The sequence below is a fragment of the Mesobacillus jeotgali genome (assembly GCF_014856545.2).
Classification (GTDB): Bacteria; Bacillota; Bacilli; order Bacillales; family Cytobacillaceae; genus Mesobacillus.
Map to the genome: position 1 here is coordinate 995913 of NZ_CP109811.1, position 16679 is coordinate 1012591.

The 16679-nt window shown below is 45.4% G+C and carries 12 protein-coding genes and 1 pseudogene; 11 read left to right on the plus strand and 2 right to left on the minus strand.

Going from position 1 to position 16679, the window contains the following annotated elements:
• The first annotated feature begins 11 nt into the window (after nucleotides 1–11).
• From FOF60_RS04950 to FOF60_RS04960, 3 genes are all read left to right on the plus strand, one after another.
• The gene (locus FOF60_RS04950) at nucleotides 12–740 is read left to right on the plus strand and encodes a sirohydrochlorin chelatase (RefSeq protein WP_192469495.1); all 729 of its coding nucleotides are present in this window, start codon (nucleotides 12–14) and stop codon (nucleotides 738–740) included.
• Between the two features lie 155 nt (nucleotides 741–895).
• Entirely contained in the window at nucleotides 896–1522 is a 627-nt protein-coding gene (locus FOF60_RS04955) for an NAD(P)-binding protein (protein WP_192469494.1), read from the plus strand.
• A 139-nt stretch (nucleotides 1523–1661) separates the two neighbouring features.
• Nucleotides 1662–1982: a YciI family protein gene (locus FOF60_RS04960; protein ID WP_192469493.1), complete on the plus strand. Its 321-nt coding sequence runs from the start codon at nucleotides 1662–1664 to the stop codon at nucleotides 1980–1982.
• 56 nt (nucleotides 1983–2038) lie between these two features.
• Here the strand turns inward: FOF60_RS04960 and FOF60_RS04965 are convergent, their stop codons facing one another.
• Nucleotides 2039–3919 carry a hypothetical protein gene (locus FOF60_RS04965; RefSeq protein WP_264647644.1) on the minus strand — a complete coding sequence of 627 codons (1881 nt, stop codon included), beginning with the start codon at nucleotides 3917–3919 and terminating at the stop codon, nucleotides 2039–2041.
• Nucleotides 3920–3938: 19 nt separating this feature from the next.
• Entirely contained in the window at nucleotides 3939–4820 is an 882-nt protein-coding gene (locus tag FOF60_RS04970) for a hypothetical protein (protein ID WP_192469491.1), read from the minus strand.
• A 257-nt stretch (nucleotides 4821–5077) separates the two neighbouring features.
• On the opposite strand from FOF60_RS04970, the gene FOF60_RS04975 reads away from it, so the two are divergent.
• The 8 genes and pseudogenes from FOF60_RS04975 to FOF60_RS05010 all read left to right on the plus strand — a co-directional run bounded on the left by FOF60_RS04975 (nucleotide 5078) and on the right by FOF60_RS05010 (nucleotide 16660).
• On the plus strand, nucleotides 5078–5995 hold the full coding sequence (locus FOF60_RS04975) for a DMT family transporter (protein WP_192469490.1): 918 nt from the start codon (nucleotides 5078–5080) through the stop codon (nucleotides 5993–5995).
• A gap of 334 nt (nucleotides 5996–6329) precedes the next feature.
• Nucleotides 6330–7097, plus strand: coding sequence for a 3-hydroxyacyl-CoA dehydrogenase (locus FOF60_RS04980; protein ID WP_192469489.1), 768 nt, complete (start codon nucleotides 6330–6332; stop codon nucleotides 7095–7097).
• A gap of 161 nt (nucleotides 7098–7258) precedes the next feature.
• Nucleotides 7259–9307, plus strand: coding sequence for a sigma-54-dependent Fis family transcriptional regulator (locus tag FOF60_RS04985; RefSeq protein WP_192469488.1), 2049 nt, complete (start codon nucleotides 7259–7261; stop codon nucleotides 9305–9307).
• Between the two features lie 626 nt (nucleotides 9308–9933).
• Nucleotides 9934–11456: pseudogene (locus FOF60_RS04990) on the plus strand (class I adenylate-forming enzyme family protein).
• A gap of 28 nt (nucleotides 11457–11484) precedes the next feature.
• Nucleotides 11485–12630 carry an acyl-CoA dehydrogenase family protein gene (locus FOF60_RS04995; protein WP_192469487.1) on the plus strand — a complete coding sequence of 382 codons (1146 nt, stop codon included), beginning with the start codon at nucleotides 11485–11487 and terminating at the stop codon, nucleotides 12628–12630.
• Nucleotides 12631–12660: 30 nt separating this feature from the next.
• Nucleotides 12661–13815, plus strand: a complete 1155-nt coding sequence (locus FOF60_RS05000; protein ID WP_192469486.1) for a thiolase family protein — start codon at nucleotides 12661–12663, stop codon at nucleotides 13813–13815.
• Between the two features lie 169 nt (nucleotides 13816–13984).
• Nucleotides 13985–15556 (plus strand): fatty acid--CoA ligase, encoded by a 1572-nt coding sequence (locus FOF60_RS05005; RefSeq protein WP_192469485.1) that lies wholly within the window; start codon nucleotides 13985–13987, stop codon nucleotides 15554–15556.
• Nucleotides 15557–15574: 18 nt separating this feature from the next.
• The gene (locus tag FOF60_RS05010) at nucleotides 15575–16660 is read left to right on the plus strand and encodes a CaiB/BaiF CoA transferase family protein (protein WP_192469484.1); all 1086 of its coding nucleotides are present in this window, start codon (nucleotides 15575–15577) and stop codon (nucleotides 16658–16660) included.
• Nucleotides 16661–16679 lie beyond the last annotated feature (19 nt).

Below are 16679 nucleotides of genomic sequence, written 5' to 3' on the forward strand. Positions count from 1 at the left end.
GAGAGAAAGATATGGAAGCAACAGTATTCATCAGCCATGGCAGCAGAAGTGAGCAAGGAAACAAGGTATTTGTATCATTTATCGAGAAGGTGATTTCAACAGGGAATAGTACAAATGCTTCCTACGGATTCCTTGAAAATGCCCGGCCAGCCATATTCGAAGCGGTCGAATCATGTATTTTAAAGGGTGCATCATCGGTAACCGTCGTTCCCGTTTTGCTGCTTCCGGGAATCCATGCAAATGTAGACATTCCAGCCGAATTGGATAGGATCAGACAAAAGTACCCAGAAATAAAGATTTTCTATTGTGAGCCACTCGGTGTAAATGAAACGATCCTGGAAATCGTACTGGACCGCCTGAAGAAACAAGGTTTCACAGGTATGAACTCAGAGACCGTCCTGCTCGTCGGACATGGCAGCAGAGATCCCCTGGCAGCGATGGAATTCGAAAAGCTGGCAGGCAGGGTTCAGGAGAAAGTCTCGGTAAAAGTTGATACTGGATATATAACAACACAGCCATTTTATGGAGAAAAGCTCTTGGGAAGTGACTCGTCATCAAAGATTTATATTTTGCCATTCTTGCTGTATACAGGCGGTTTTACCGCTAAAATAGAGGAAACAGTACAAAATGTGTTGGATCAATATCCTGAAAAAGAGATTGTCCTGTGCGAACCAATAGGCTTTGATGAACGACTGGGCGAACTGCTTCTGCAAAGAGTTGATGAAGCAAGAGCAAGGTAAACTTAAATATACGGTCTTCGCTAATAGAATTGTGAACATCGCCAATAAAATTGTGAACTCCGCCAATTAAGTAATATTTTCGCCAATAAAGTTGTGAACTCCGCTAATAAAATATAATTCGCAGTCAAAATCGCCAATAAATGGAGAGTGAAAGCATGATATACCCTATAAATGTACAGATACGGGATCGGAATGTCGTAGTGATTGGCGGGGGCAGAGTTGCTCAACGTAAAGTCTATGGCTTGCTGGATGCTGGAGCGAAAGTGAAGGTAGTGAGCCCGGAATTAACAAGCGAATTGCTGCGGCTATCCGAAATCGGCGAAATTTCCTGGCGGCCTGAGCCTTATGCAAAGGAAGATCTTAAAGGAGCTTTGCTCATCGTTGCCGCCACTAATGACCGAGAGACGAACCTGGCAGTTAAAAGGGATGCAGCACCATATCAATTGGTTAATCTTGCAGATCATCCGGAGGAATCGGACTTCCAGGTCCCATCCGTCATGAAAAGAGGCAAATTGACCATTGCCGTCTCTACATCGGGAGCAAGTCCGGTACTGGCAAAAAAGATTTCCCGCCAGCTAGAGCAGATGTTTGATGAACAATATGAGAGCTACGTGGAGTTCCTGGCATCCAGCCGGAAAGAAATCAAGGCGGCTGTCAAAGATGAAACAGTAAGAAGGAAGCTTCTGAGTACAATAGCAGACGAAAGTTTCGTAAAGGAGCCCTATCGAGAAGAAAGGTTTGCCAGGCTGCTTGAAGAAGCGATAAGTGAGGAGGGGAGGTAAAGCGCGAATGCGCACAATTACTGCCCTCTTTTTTTTGTTCAAATGTTCTGTTTTAACAAGGAATCGGTCCATACATGCAGGGAAATGCCGGAAATGATATGATTAAATGGAAAATATTATAAGATTGGAGTACCGTTTTATGAAAAAATTTGTCGTGTTCCTAAAAGATAAAAGGAAAGGCAAACTGGAACCAAGCCTGTTGACAAGGCATATTGAACACCTCAGGAATTTAAACCAGGAAGGAAAACTGATGGTTGGCGGTCCGTTGAAAAATAACGAGCAAGCAATGATCATCCTGAATTGCGATGATATTGATGAAGCACTCCAACTTGTCGAAAGTGACCCGTTCATAAAAGAGAAATATTACAATACATATGATATCAACGAACTTATCGTTGCCAACGAAGAAAATAACTGGCTGATAGACAGTCCGCAGACGACAGGGAATCTGGTTCATTAGGAATAAAAAAGGACTTCCAGCAAGTGTGGAAGTCCTTTCAAGGATACTATATCCTATTACTTTGTTTCTGCTTCAACGATAACTTCTTCAGTAGTCTCTTCAGGTGCTTTTTCAAATACTGCAAAGACAGCAGAGATCAATGCAGCAAATTTCTTCGCGATTTCACTTGCATATTCACTCGCTTTAGACGCAGCTTTATTAGCAGCAGAAGGGTTAACTTTAGCTTCTTCAGTCACTTCTTCAGAAGCAGTTTCATCAACAACAACCTCTTCAGTCACTTCTTCAGAAGCAGTTTCATCAACAACAACCTCTTCAGTAGCTTCTTCAGAGGCAGTTTCGTCAGCAACAGCTTCTTTAGTTACTTCTTCAGCAGCAATTTCTTCAGTAGCAACCTCTTCAGTTACTTCAACAGACAAAGCAACTGCTGAATTTTTGTTAGCTTTCTCTTTAGCAACATCACTTGCATTGAAAGCTTTAGACTTCATTTTGTTAGCAATAGAAGGAGATACTTTTGCTTCTTCAGTAGCTTCTTCTTCAGTAGCTTCTTCTTCAGTAACTTCTTCTTCAGTAGCTTCTTCTTCAGTAGCTTCTTCTTCAGTCACTTCTTCTTCAGTAACGTCTTCTTCAGTCACTTCTTCTTCAGTAACGTCTTCTTCAGTAGCTTCTTCTTCAGTCACTTCTTCTTCAGTAGCTTTTTCTTCAGTCACTTCTTCTTCAGTTACTTCTTCTTCAGTTACTTCATCTTCAGCAACCTCATCTTCAGTAACTTCAACAGATAAAGCAACAGCTGAGTTTTCGTTAGCTTTCGCTTTAGCAACATCGCTTGCATTGAAAGCACTGGACTTCATTTTGTTAGCAATAGAAGGAGATACTTTTGCTTCTTCTTCAGTCACATCTTCTTCAGTAACGTCTTCTTCAGTAACGTCTTCTTCAGTCACGTCTTCTTCAGTCACGTCTTCTTCAGTCACGTCTTCTTCAGTCACGTCTTCTTCAGTCACGTCTTCTTCAGTCACGTCTTCTTCAGTCACGTCTTCTTCAGTCACATCTTCTTCAGTCACATCTTCTTCAGTCACATCTTCTTCAGTGACATCTTCTTCAGTAACGTCTTCTTCAGTGACATCTTCTTCAGTTACTTCAACAGACAAAGCAACAGCAGAATTTTCGTTAGCTTTCTCTTTAGCAACATCGCTTGCATTGAAAGCACTAGACTTCATTTTGTTAGCGATAGAAGGAGATTCCTTATCTTCAGTATCTTCTTCCTCTTCTTCTTCCTCTTCTTCTTCGTCTTCTTCTTCAGTTTTTACAGTTGCGTCTGCATCAAGGTCAATGTCTTCAGAATCCTCATCAGATTCTTCTTCATCTTCCTTTTTCATTTCAGTATCAGCGTCAAGCTCAGCATTTTCTTCTTCTTGTTCTGTTGCTGTATTTTCTTCAAGCTCAGCAGTTTCTTCTGATTCACCATCTTTTTCAGTGTCATCAGTTACAACGGGCTCTGCTTCAACAACCTCTTCAACTACATCTTCTATAACTGGCTCCTGAGTAACAACTTCTTCAGTTGGAACTTCTTCAGTCGGAACTTCCTCAGCAGGTGCTTGCTGAACAGTTGAGTGAACTGCTGCGTTTGGTGCTGCGTGCTTTTTAGCCGTTTCACTTGCATGAGTGCTAGCCTGTGATTTCGCTGCTTTTTCCTTAGCTTCCGCTTTTGGTGCTTTTACTTGAGGCTTGGCAGCAGGCTTTGCTGAAACAGCAGGCTTTGCTTTTTCTACTTTTTTAGCAGACTGAACCTTTGCTGGTTTCACTGCGTGAGATTGTTCAACCTTAACTTTTTCAGGTCCTGCTGCTTGGGTGAATTGCCCTCCAGTCAGTACCCCGATTGACAATACTCCAGCTAACATAAAAGACTTCACAACTTTTGTTCCATTCATATAGTTATTCATTTTAATAATTCGCTCCCTTTTATTTAACGTTTTCCGTGGCTATTGCGTCGGTATACGGTAAAAAAGCAGGAGCTTTGAGCGGTGGCGGTGATGGCGGGGCATTGACCCACTGGCTTCGAAAAACAGCAACTCGCGATGTATACGGCTGCAGGAGATTTAAATTAAATGATTCATCCCAAACAAACCACTTATCGTTAATGAAAGTGCTCGCGTTTCCATAACTTGTCCTGTCACTTGACGGCCCCCCTGAAGCCTTCGTGCGTGAAGGAGGGTTAGGAATGTTGTCACCCTTAGGATACCTCTCGTTTTTGGATGAATCCTTTTCATCATCTTTAACTAAAGGCGTTTCTTTGCTTGCCGTCTTTGCTGTAGGTTTAACTACTGACGGGGTCGCTGCTGACTCCTTGGATGGCTCAACCTTTTCCTTTAACCCAGGTGATCTGCGCTGTGTTTCTTTTGCGTAATTCCCCTTATTATGTATGGACTTTAAAGCATCTTTATTGCTTTGTTTATTGCTATGCTTTGTTCTATGTTTTTCCTGTTTTGACTTCTCGTTGATCAAAGCTTTAGCCTTTTGAGGCAGGGGCGCTTTCTCATTTTTCTTGAATGATTGAGCTTTCCTATTTGATTCCACTGCTTCAGCAGGCTTCTCTTTCGGTTTTGCCTGGGCTGGTTTTTGAACGACTGGCTTCTGCACCGGCTGGTTTTTGGCAGCAGGTTTTACTGGAGTTTTTTCAGAAGTCTGGGCATTCTCAGCCTTATCTGGCAGAGGAACTTGTTCAGCCGCCACAGGCTTTTGAGGTTTTCCGGCATTTGACCCTTTTTCAGCAAAAGCGATGTCAGGTACCAACATAGCTGCACCCGCAATAAAGCCAGTAATGATCAGTTGTCGGAAGTGCATTCTTTCACCTCCTTTCATAGCGGTATCTATCTTTCCGAAATAGCATTCAGGTTTTTAAACCTCTTTTTGTCGGTTTTTGAAGGATTTTATAACAAACCGTTCTTTTAACCTAGCACCCTATGAGACATTTATCCTTTATTTTTGGTACTTATTATTCTTGGTGGTAAATAATTGGTATTCCTTTCTCTTGCCCTTTTAAAAAAAAGGAGTAGAATGTTAGTTATGCTTTAACCGTTTAAATGAAAGAAGGAAACATCATGAAAAACCTTAAAATATATTTGATTCTTACCGGTGTCATGTTTTTATGGGGACTGAATGTAACGGCCCTAAAGATTATAGTAGGGAATTTCCCGCCAATCACAATCACTTCTCTCCGCGTCTTCACGGCTGGAGTTTCGGTGTTTATCATTCTATTTTTCTTGAAAAAAGTACGGATCCCATCAAGGCAGGAGTGGAAATATATATTAGGCGGGGCAATCCTGAATGTCACTGGCCACCATTTATTCCTTGGCATTGGATTAAAAGTGACATCTGCTGTTAACGGTGGTCTGATCCTCGGTATGGGCCCATTGCTGACGGCTTTGATGGCAATTTTATTCCTTGGGAAACGTCTGACATTTGTACGGACACTCGGTTTTATCTTTGGAGGGATTGGCGTCTCGTTGACTGTGATGGCAGGGAGCACAGGACTGTCAGGCATGTCGATTGGTGATTTTTATGTATTTCTGTCCATATTATCTCAGGCGATCAGCTTCATCATTATTTCAAAAGCAGCAAAAACTCTGGATCCCCGTCTGCTGACGGGATATATGCTGATTTTCGGCTCAATCCTGATGTTTTTTATCGGACTATGGAAGGAACCAGGTGGATTAGCAAGCTTAAGTAATGGTTCCCTTGGAGTGTGGAGCGTGTTTTTCGCTTCAGCAATCTTCGCGACCGCAGTAGGGCATATGCTCTACAATTACGCAATTGGCAAAGCCGGACCAGCGGAAGCATCCATTTTCCTGAACTTGAATACATTCCTGTCAATCATGTTCGCAGCCATCTTCCTCGGGGAGCATATTACTTCTTCTCACCTGCTGGGATTGATTTTCATCGTTTCCGGTGTCATATTCGGATCAGGAGCACTTGAGGAATTGTTGCTGAGAAACAAGATAAAACGGAACGCAGCTTAATATTGAAGTTAAAATGCAGGGCTTATGCTCTGCATTTTTTTTGCTTGAAGAAATCCTAGGTATTAAAACCCGTCGGGGAATAAATTAGCTTCAACGAGGATAAAAATCAATCCAACGGAGATAAAGCATTCAATCTAGTAAAAACTTATTCAAGAAGCAAGTTGCCTGAATCGAAGTCTGCAGCTCAAAGTCTCCAAGTGTCCATTTTTTCATGAACTGTCCTATAACTGGACACTTTTCTTTAGTAACCTCTTAATTTTCATGCAAAACAGACCTGGCACGATTCTTGCTTTATATAAAACTAACAATTTTATAAAAGTGGAGGTCAAACATAATGAAAATGAGTGAAGTAAGAGCGATTGTTACAGGCGGAGCTTCTGGTTTGGGAGAAGCAACTGTCAGGAGAATTGTAGAGCAAGGGGGGAAGGCGGCAATCCTTGATTTGTCAGTGGAACGCGGAGATGCTCTCGTTAAAGAACTTGGGGAACAGGCAATATTCATTAAAACAGATGTAACAAGTGAAGAAGAAGCAGGGAATGCCATCAACAAAGCAATTGAATCATTGGGATCGATTAACACGGTTGTTAACTGTGCAGGAATTGGAGTTGCAGGCAAGCTGTTATCACGGAAAGGTGTCCATTCCCTAGACATGTTCTCGAAAGTAATTTCCATCAACTTGATAGGAACCTTCAATGTCATCAGGCTTGCTTCGGAACAGATGTCTAAAAACGAAGCGAATGAACTTGGTGAGCGGGGCGTCATCATTAATACAGCATCTGTTGCCGCGTTTGATGGCCAAATCGGGCAGGCTGCCTATAGTGCTTCAAAAGGCGGCGTTGTCGGCATGACGCTGCCAATTGCCAGGGAGCTAGCTTCATATGGAATCAGGGTGATGACAATTGCACCAGGGCTTTTCCATACGCCGATGTTCGATTCACTCCCAGTGGAAGCCAGGGACTCTCTGGGAAAAATGGTGCCATTTCCGCAGCGTCTAGGTTATCCCGAGGAATATGCGCTGCTTGCTGAAAGCATCCTGACAAATCCAATGCTGAATGGCGAAACAATACGACTGGACGGAGCCATCCGCATGCAGCCGAAATAATGTCATTGCAACGCATTTATAATTATTAAAGTCATGCACTATTGAAACCTGCTCCTCTTCTGGTAGCAGGTTTTTACATTCAATAAGTGTACCTTTCCGCAGCAGTGCTATATAATTGAAGTTATAATATTCAGAAATCTCTCAACTTAGGGGGGAAATGAATGATTGAATTCAAGGATATAGTTACGCCTGTCGACTGCCAGGTCACGGAAAAAACAACATTAAGAGAGGCACTTGGAATTTTCAGAGAGATGAAATGGAATCTTCTGCCCGTTACTGACGCCGAACGGAATTTGCAGGGCGTTTTTACCCGGAGTGGGCTTTATCAAATGATCCTGGATGGCAGTCCGCTGGAGGCACCAATCCAGCCATACATAAAGAAGCAAGCAAGGTCCATCCGTATTGACACCCCTTACCGTGAAATCGAGCAAATTGTTAAAACGAGCAAGGTTGGGACAGGGGTCGTACTTGATGAGCAGGACAAGGTCATCGGTTTACTGACCAAAACCGAAATGGTGGTCGCTCTGTTAAAATCTGCGAATACACTCAAGGATCAGCTGGAAACGATCCTGCAGCACTCCAATATCGGTGTGCTCATGACGGACGGCCGGATGAATGTAGTGTATGCAAATGAAGCCTTCGCCAAAATCAGCGGCAGGGCAGTTGATTCAATTGTGTCCAGGAAGATCGGTGAGATTCTTCCCGGCTTGTTGAAAGAAGAAAATTCACCTCATCATTATGAAAAATTTAAATCGATTTTACATATTTCTTCCTATGAAACAGTGAATCATGAGGAAGGGAAGATCCTGTTATTCCAGGATATTTCCGAATTTGAAAAAATGGCAGAAGAGCTGGAGACCGTCAAAAAGCTGAAGCTGACAATCGAGACGACGCTCGAGAATGCATATGATGGAATCCTGATGACAGACGAAAGAAACATGATCACGATGGTCAGCCCGCCGCTGCTTGAATTGTTCAACCTGGAAAAAACAGAAGTTTTGTATAAACCGGTTGACCAAGTACTTCCGCAGCTGAAGCTTGGCAATGTATTTAGCTCAGAAATGGCGGAGGTCAGCGATTTTCACGAGATAAACGGAATAAGATATATTGTCCATCGGATACCAATCAAAAAGGATGGCAAGGTGATCGGAGCGATTGGAAAAGTGATGTTCCGCCAGCTGAATGAGGTCAGCGAGCTGTTCAAGAGGCTTCAGAAGGCGGAGAACAAGGCAAGCTTTTACCACCAGCAGCTGCAGAAATCAGAGTCTGCCAGATTCACGTGGGACCATATTTTCAGCGAAGATCCTTATATGGAAAAATTAAAGAAGAGTGCTGCCAAAGCAGCAAAAGGAAGGTCAACTGTCCTGGTCAGGGGAGAAAGCGGTACAGGGAAAGAGTTATTCGCGCATGCCATCCATAACAGCAGCGCCCGGAGCGAAGGCAAGTTTGTTGTAGTCAATTGTGCCGCAATACCGGAGGACCTGCTCGAATCCGAGTTTTTCGGATATGAAGAAGGGGCCTTTACGGGGGCAAAGCAGCGCGGTAAAATCGGGAAGTTTGACCTTGCGAATGGCGGGACGCTTTTCCTCGATGAAATCGGCGATATGTCTCTCTCCCTCCAGGCAAAACTATTGAGGGTCCTGCAGGAGCGGGAGTTTTACAGGGTAGGCGGAAATGTCCGGGTAAAGGTCGATGTCCGTATTATCGCGGCGACAAATCGCAACCTGGAAGAAATGGTGAAGCAGGGGGAGTTCAGGGAAGACCTTTATTATCGTCTTAACGTCATATCTTTGAATATTCCGCCGCTAAGGGAACGTGTTCATGATGTCGAGTATTTGATCGGCGGTTTAATGAAAGAATTGAATTCGATGCTGGGCACGAGCATCACAGGTATCTCTTCACAGGCAAAGACCGCCCTGCTGCGCTATGAATGGCCGGGCAATGTCAGGGAACTGCGGAATGTCCTGGAACGCGCGATGACCTTTGCCGAGCATGGGAAAATTCAGGCTGAGGACTTGCCGGATTATCTAATCTCGCAGCTATCCAGCCCGCTCGGCGAACAAATCAGCCTTGCAGAAGATGCCGAGCTCGGAGCCATCAGAAAAGCGCTCTCCCAGACGAACGGAAACAAAGCAAAGGCAGCAAGACTCTTAGGCATCAGCCGCTCAGGCCTTTATGAAAAAATAAAGAAATATCAGCTGAGCGTATAGGAGGCTCTATGTATTCTAAAAAATACTGGCTATTGATGCCGCCTTTCTTTTTGTTTGGACTGCTGCTTTTCGCCGTATTAAGGCCATTTATATTTTGGGTGCCCCTGATTTTCTGGGCGGTATATTATGGGTGGGGTAAGCGAAATCGAAAAAATAAAGATTAGTCTAGTAGATTTGCACATAGCTTTTTGCGAACTGGAAAAAACACGTGTTTTTTTCCAGTTCGCCAATAAATCTTGGATATCGCCAATAAAGTCGTGAAAATCGCCAATAAAATCTTAATATCGCCAATAAAGTTGTGAACTCCGCCAATAAAATTGTGAAAACCGCTAATAAATCTAAAATGCCTTCAGTCATCACACATTAAGTACTAGAACTACCCAGTACAATGCTGAAACGAGCAATAAGACGAGATTTTCCTCGAATATTTTTGTTTTTTATTCGTCCAGTAACACCCTTCTATTTAAATGTCCAAATACAGTGTCCAATTTTCGGACGCTTTGCAAGGCATAGATGCTTATTTCTGCTTGGTTGTTACTGTCTTTTCCGTTTTCGGAAAATTGGCATAATTATTGCATATAAAATGATGAAGGCGTTTTCAAATTTAACCAGGGGGGAAGTTCTGTATGGATATCGGTTCATATTTAGCGCAAAATGCAAGGAAAACACCGGAGAAGCTCGCGATTCAATGTGAAGGCAGGAGCTATACATACAAGGAGTTTAATGAGGAAGTGAACAAGTTTGCCCACGGTCTGCTCAGCCTGGGGGTTAACAAAGGCGATCGGATTGCTTTAATGATGAAAAACTCTGATCAGTTTGTATTTGCTTTTTTTGCTGGAGCTAAAATTGGTGCGATAATCGTGCCGGTGAATTTCCGCCTGACAGCATCCGAGGTCCATTACATACTGGAACAGTCTGGCGCTGTGCTGGTTATTTGCGATGATGAGTTCGAGGATATCATCACTTCTGCGCGTGAAGGGACAGATACAGCGCATGTCATCACGACTGGAACCCCTAAAGCAGTTGGACATCATTCATTTCATAATGTCCTTTCCAAAAATGCCGATGATCCACAAATTGAAGTCAGCGATGATGATGACCTTGAAATCTTATATACGTCGGGGACAACCGGCAGGCCCAAGGGTGCCCTGTTTGACCATAAACGAGTATTCAATGTCGGCCTGACGATGATGATCAGCATGGGCATTAACCAGGAGGAACGGATCCTCCATATTGCTCCGCTATTCCATTCGGCACAGCTTAATCTATTCCTGGTATCAGGGGTCGTTCTTGGGGCAACCCATATCATCCATCGGGATTTTCATCCGGTTACAACGCTTGAAGCAATCCGGCAGCATAAAATCACCCACTTTTTTGGAGTCCCGGCGATGTACAACTTTATGCTGCAGGTGCCGAATGCTTCTGATTATGACCTAACTTCGATCAAAAGATGCGGCTATGGCGCTGCACCAATGGCTCCGGAACTCGTCCGCAAAAGCATGGAGCTTTTTAGGACAGACCAGTTTTACAATCTATGCGGGCTGACTGAAGCGGGACCTGGCGGCATATTGCTGGATCCGGAAGGGCATAAGCACCACTTTGGAAAGGGAGGGAAAGCTGCGTTCCTGACCGAAGCGAGAGTGGTGGATGAAGAAGGCAAGGATATCAAGCCTGGTGCAGTCGGTGAATTCATCATCAAAGGTGAATCCATTATGAAGGAATATTATAAGAAGCCGGAAGAAACGGCAAAGACAATCAAAAGCGGCTGGCTTTATACCGGAGACCTGGCAACGGTTGATGAAAACGGATATATCACCCTCGTTGACCGGAAAAAAGACATGATCATTCCGGCGGGGAAAATGTGTACTCCATTGAAGTAGAGGAAGTCCTTTATGAACATCCTGCGGTTATCGAGGCAGCAATCATCGGTCTGCCGGATGAAGTCTGGGGAGAAGCCGTCTGCGCCGTCATCGTGCCAAAGCAGAATGCAATAGTTGATGAGCAGGAGCTTAAGAGCTTTTGCCGCGAAAAACTTGCAGGCTATAAAGTTCCAAGAAAGATCTTCATCGAAGAGGCATTGCCGAGGAATGCCTCTGGAAAAATACTAAAATACCAGCTTCGCCAGAAATTGAATGAAGTGAAGCTTTAATAGTTTGAGTGAAAGGGGAGTTTAATTTATGAAGCATCCTTATTTAACGGATGACCATGAAATTTTTCGCAGGTCACTGAGGAAGTTTTTAGAGAAGGAGGCATATCCATTTTACGAACAGTGGGAGGAAGAGCGAATGATTCCGCGATCCTTCTGGGAGAAAATGGGCGAGCAGGGCTATCTCTGTCCTGATATCGATGAAGAATACGGGGGCAGTGAAGTCGACTGGGGATTTGCAGTTGTCATCAATGAAGAGCTTGAGCGGGTGGGCTCAGGCCTGGTTGGTGTAGGTTTGCATAATGACATCGTGGTTCCTTATATCACTGCTTATGGAACAGAGGAGCAGAAAAAACGCTGGCTGCCAAAATGTACGACTGGAGAAATTATCACGGCGATTGCAATGACAGAGCCAGGGACAGGGTCAGATCTGGCAAACATACAGACAACAGCAATCCTGGATGGCGACCACTATATTTTAAATGGGCAAAAGACATTCATCACCAACGGAATCCAGTCTGATTTGATTGTCGTAGCCTGCAAAACCGACCCAAAGGCGAATCCCAAGCATAAAGGTGTCAGCCTGCTAGTCGTTGAGCGGGATACACCAGGTTTTTCCCGAGGGAGGAAGCTGAATAAGGTGGGGCTGCACTGTCAGGATACGGCAGAGCTTATCTTCGAAGATTGCCGAGTTCCAAAGGAAAATCTGCTGGGTGAGGAAGGGAAGGGCTTCCTTTATCTAATGGAAAAGCTCCAGCAGGAACGACTGCTTGTTGCGATTGCCGCCCAGACGGCATCCGAGGTCATGCTGAAGCAGACAATCGAGTATGTAAAAAGCCGTGAAGCATTTGGCAAACCGGTCAGCAAGTTCCAGAATACGCAATTCAAGATTGTCGAGATGGCGACAGAAATCGAAATGGGCAGAGCTTTCCTTGACCAGCTGATTGCCGAGCATATTGAAGGCAAGGATGTTGTCACAAAGGTATCGATGGCGAAGTGGAAGCTGACAGACAGCGCGAGGAAAATCGCTGCAGAATGCATGCAGCTCCACGGTGGCTATGGATACATGGAAGAATACGAGATTGCGAGAAGGTTCCGTGATATCCCGGTTGCCAGCATCTATGCCGGAACAAACGAAATCATGAAAACCATCATTGCAAAAAACCTGGGATTGTAAAAAGTAAGATTTTCAGAAAGGAAGATGAACATGCGTGAAGTCGTAATCGTTGAAGCTGTCAGGACGCCTGTCGGCAGAAGAAAAGGGTTATTGAAGGATATCAGGCCGGATGAGCTGGCTGCAGGGGTTTTAAAAGAGGTTGTGAAGCGGGCCGGAATCGATGCAGGACTTGTTGAAGATGTCATCCTCGGTTGTGTAACACAGTCAGGAGAACAGGCTGGTGATATTGCAAGGGTAGCGGCTTTGACAGCCGGTTTCCCAATTGAAGTACCGGGAACAACGATTGACCGTCAATGCGGATCGAGCCAGCAGGCAGTCCATTTTGCGGCCCAGGCAATCCTTGCAGGGGACATGGATGTCGTCATTGCCGGCGGCGTTGAGAATATGACACGTGTTCCGATGGGCTCCAATTACCAGGAAGCCAACCCTTTCAGCCCTAAACTAAGAGAGCAATACGAGATGATCCATCAGGGTCTATCCGCAGAACGGATTGCGGAGAAATACGGTTTTACCCGCCGGGAACTTGATGAATTTTCTGCTGAAAGCCATCGCCGGGCTTTGAAGGCGCAGGCAGAGGGTTATTTTAAAAAAGAAATCATGCCGCTCGAGGTCACCCTCGAAAATGGTGAAACAACTTTGGTGACGGAAGATTCAGGTCCTCGCGAAGGAACGACACCTGAAGTTTTGGCCGGGTTGAAAACGGTCTTTAAAGAAGACGGTGTCATCCATGCCGGGAACTCGAGCCAGATCAGTGACGGAGCAGGTGCCATATTGTTGATGAGCCGTGAAAAAGCTGAAGAGTTAGGCTTAAAGCCGCGCTTTAAGGTTCACACCAGGGTTGTGGTAGGGTCAGATCCGACGCTGATGCTGACAGGACCGATTCCGGCAACGGAAAAAGTCCTCAAAAAAGCCGGCCTGAAGCTGGAGGATATTGATGTCTTCGAGGTAAACGAAGCATTTGCTCCTGTACCGATGGCATGGCTGAAAGAAACGGGAGCAGATCCTGCAAAACTTAATCCGAATGGCGGAGCAATCGCGCTAGGCCATCCTCTTGGAGCGAGCGGCGCCCGCCTGATGATTTCAATGATGTCCGAACTTGAGAGGAGCGGCGGACGCTACGGCCTGCAGACAATGTGCGAAGGGCACGGCATGGCAAACGCCACTATTATCGAACGTCTAGATTAAGAACCTTCTATTGGCGCCCAATAAGCTCCCAAATCGGAAAAAGAGGTAACCAATAGGTCTTATTGGTGCCCGAAAATAGCAAAAGTGAGAAAAAAAGGTCATCAATAGGTCTACTATATACAGCTACTCTGTAAAGCATAAAATCGACATTTTATTAGGAGGAATGCAAATGAGCACGACGATCGGCAAAATTTTTGACCTAACGGTAATGAAATTCCCGAACAAGGAAGCCCTCTATGATGTCCGCAAAAATGTCCGCTTTACTTATAGTGAATGGAATGATGAAGTGAACAGGCTTGCCAACGCGCTCCTTGCTGAAGGAGTGAAGAAAGGCGACCGAGTTTCTACGTTCACTTTTAATACCGAGGAGTTGGGTACGGCGTTTTTCGCCTGTGCGAAAATTGGTGCAGTCTTCAATCCAACCAATTTCAGGCTGATGGGAGAGGAGGTCGCTTTTATCCTGAGCGATGCCGAGCCGAAGGTCGTCCTCTTTGAAAAAGCGGTTGAGCCAGTCATCGCGGCCATTGAAAAGCGATTCCCGCATATCGCTTTCTGGTATATCGACGAAGATACGCCAGAGTATGCCCAGAGCTATCATGAAAAAGTGAAAGCTGCGGAAACGAAGCCAGTTGAGATTGAAGTAGACGAAAATGATCTGTACGCGATTATGTACACAAGCGGGACAACGGGCAGGCCAAAAGGCGTTATGCACAAGCACCGCAATATGGTCGAGCAGAGTCTCATCGTTGTCGGTTCAACCAAACTGGGTGCAAATGATAAAGGTCTGGTAACTGCACCAATGTTCCACTGTGCCGAGCTCCATTGCGCATTCCTGCCAAGAATCCATGTGGGCGGGAGCAATGTCATTCTCCATCAATTCGCTCCAAAGAAAGTGCTGGAGCTGATTGATTCTGAAAAAATCACGAAGTTCTTCGCGGCTCCTACGATGTGGAATATGCTTCTTCAGGAGAACCTGGACGACTATAAGATCGAAAGTCTGAAACTGGGACTGTACGGAGCTGCCCCTATGGCGCCGTCGCTTGTCCATGCCTGCCATGACAAGCTGGGCATCAAGCTCGTCCAGGCTTATGGAATGACAGAAATGGGTCCTGCAATCACTTTCCTTTCCGAGGATGACCAGCTGACAAAAGCAGGTGCGGCAGGCCAGGCTTGCCTTAACCATGAAATCAGGATTGTCCGGCCGAACGAGGATGGTCCGTCTGACCCCGAAGACGTCCTTCCGCCAGACGAAAGCGGTGAAATCATCGTTCAGGGTCCATGCATGATGTCTGGCTACTTCAACCGTGCAGAGGCTTCCGAAAAAGCGATGCATAAGGGTTGGTATCATTCAGGGGATATCGGCTACCTGGATGAAGAGGGATATCTCTGGGTCAAGGACAGGGTGGATGACATGATCATCAGCGGGGGTGAAAATATTTATCCGCGTGAGGTAGAAGATGTGCTCCATGCCCATGAGGGTGTGCTTGACGTTGCGATAGTCGGCCAGCCGGATGACCGCTGGGGCGAAACGGTGACAGCTTTTGTCGTTAAAAAAGATTCAAAGGTAACAGAAGAGGAATTGGATGAATGGTGCAAAAACAGCGACAGCCTGGCAAATTACAAACGCCCGCGCAAATACCTCTTTGTGGATGCACTTCCTAGGAATGCGAGCGGGAAAATCCAGAAATTCATGCTCAGAAAGCAAATGGAAGAATTGTTTTCAAAAGGGCAGCCGACGTAATGGAAAGGGTTTTTTAACATGTTAGATGGTATTAAAATAGTAGACTTCACCAATTATATCCCCGGACCTTTTGCGACTCTGAGATTAGCAGAGCTTGGGGCTGAGGTTGTCAAAGTCGAAGCGCCGGAGGGAGACCCCGCAAGGAATACAGGGCAAGGATATGTATTTAACGCCCATAACCGCGGCAAGAAGAGTATCGTCATCAACCTGAAGCAGCCAGAAGGCAAGATGCTGGCCCTTGACCTGCTGGCCAAGGCCGATGTAGTTGTTGAGAGCTTCAGGCCGGGAGTGATGGATAAGCTTGGACTTGGTTATGAAGCGGTGAAAAAGGTCAACTTAGGAATCGTCTATTGCTCGGTGACAGGTTACGGCAGGGACGGAGAGATGAGCAGCCTGGGCAGCCATGATCTTAATTATATGAGCTTGAGCGGCGCTTTGGCCCAGATGAAGGACGATAAAGGAAGACCGGTTCATCCAACCCATACCTTTTCTGATTATATCGGGGGAATGGCGGCCAGTGAAAGGATCCTTGCTGCTCTTGTAGCCAGGGGGAAAACCGGTGAGGGGAGCTATCACTGCATTTCCATTGCTGACAGCATGGCAGCCTTGATGGCAAACCATGTCCTGATTGAAAAAGAAACAGGTTATCCTAATGGCGTTTCCGTTCTAAACGGCACCGTCATTGGATATTGGCTATACGAAACGAAGGACGGCCGCTATGTCAGCCTTGGGGCACTCGAGTCAAAGTTCTGGCGCAATTTTTGCCAGGCTGTCGGACGGGAGGATTGGCTCTCGGCGCATTATTCCAGGCCGGAAAACACTAATCCTGTATACATCGAGCTTGTTGACCTGTTTAAAAGCAAGTCGCTCTCACAGTGGGCGGATTTCGGCATGAAGGTCGACTGCTGCCTTACACCTGTACTTGAGGCGGGAGAACTGGCTCACTATCCATATTGGAGAGAAAAGAATTTTGTATTGCCAGAAGGCCAGATTAAAATGCATGGAGATAGGCCATCGCAAACAGAAGCAGCGCCGCCAAAAAAAGGAGAACAGACTGATGAGATTTTGCAAGATTGGCTCAGTATAAAAAGCAGTAAATACTAGAGTCCTATTTTAAAAAGCG

Bases quoted from the DNA above. Each gene is read 5' to 3' on its own strand.
- FOF60_RS04950 (WP_192469495.1), top strand. From the start codon at position 12: ATGGAAGCAACAGTATTCATCAGCCATGGCAGCAGAAGTGAGCAAGGA.
- FOF60_RS04955 (WP_192469494.1), top strand. From the start codon at position 896: ATGATATACCCTATAAATGTACAGATACGGGATCGGAATGTCGTAGTG.
- FOF60_RS04960 (WP_192469493.1), top strand. From the start codon at position 1,662: ATGAAAAAATTTGTCGTGTTCCTAAAAGATAAAAGGAAAGGCAAACTG.
- FOF60_RS04965 (WP_264647644.1), bottom strand. From the start codon at position 3,919: ATGAATAACTATATGAATGGAACAAAAGTTGTGAAGTCTTTTATGTTA.
- FOF60_RS04970 (WP_192469491.1), bottom strand. From the start codon at position 4,820: ATGCACTTCCGACAACTGATCATTACTGGCTTTATTGCGGGTGCAGCT.
- FOF60_RS04975 (WP_192469490.1), top strand. From the start codon at position 5,078: ATGAAAAACCTTAAAATATATTTGATTCTTACCGGTGTCATGTTTTTA.
- FOF60_RS04980 (WP_192469489.1), top strand. From the start codon at position 6,330: ATGAAAATGAGTGAAGTAAGAGCGATTGTTACAGGCGGAGCTTCTGGT.
- FOF60_RS04985 (WP_192469488.1), top strand. From the start codon at position 7,259: ATGATTGAATTCAAGGATATAGTTACGCCTGTCGACTGCCAGGTCACG.
- FOF60_RS04995 (WP_192469487.1), top strand. From the start codon at position 11,485: ATGAAGCATCCTTATTTAACGGATGACCATGAAATTTTTCGCAGGTCA.
- FOF60_RS05000 (WP_192469486.1), top strand. From the start codon at position 12,661: ATGCGTGAAGTCGTAATCGTTGAAGCTGTCAGGACGCCTGTCGGCAGA.
- FOF60_RS05005 (WP_192469485.1), top strand. From the start codon at position 13,985: ATGAGCACGACGATCGGCAAAATTTTTGACCTAACGGTAATGAAATTC.
- FOF60_RS05010 (WP_192469484.1), top strand. From the start codon at position 15,575: ATGTTAGATGGTATTAAAATAGTAGACTTCACCAATTATATCCCCGGA.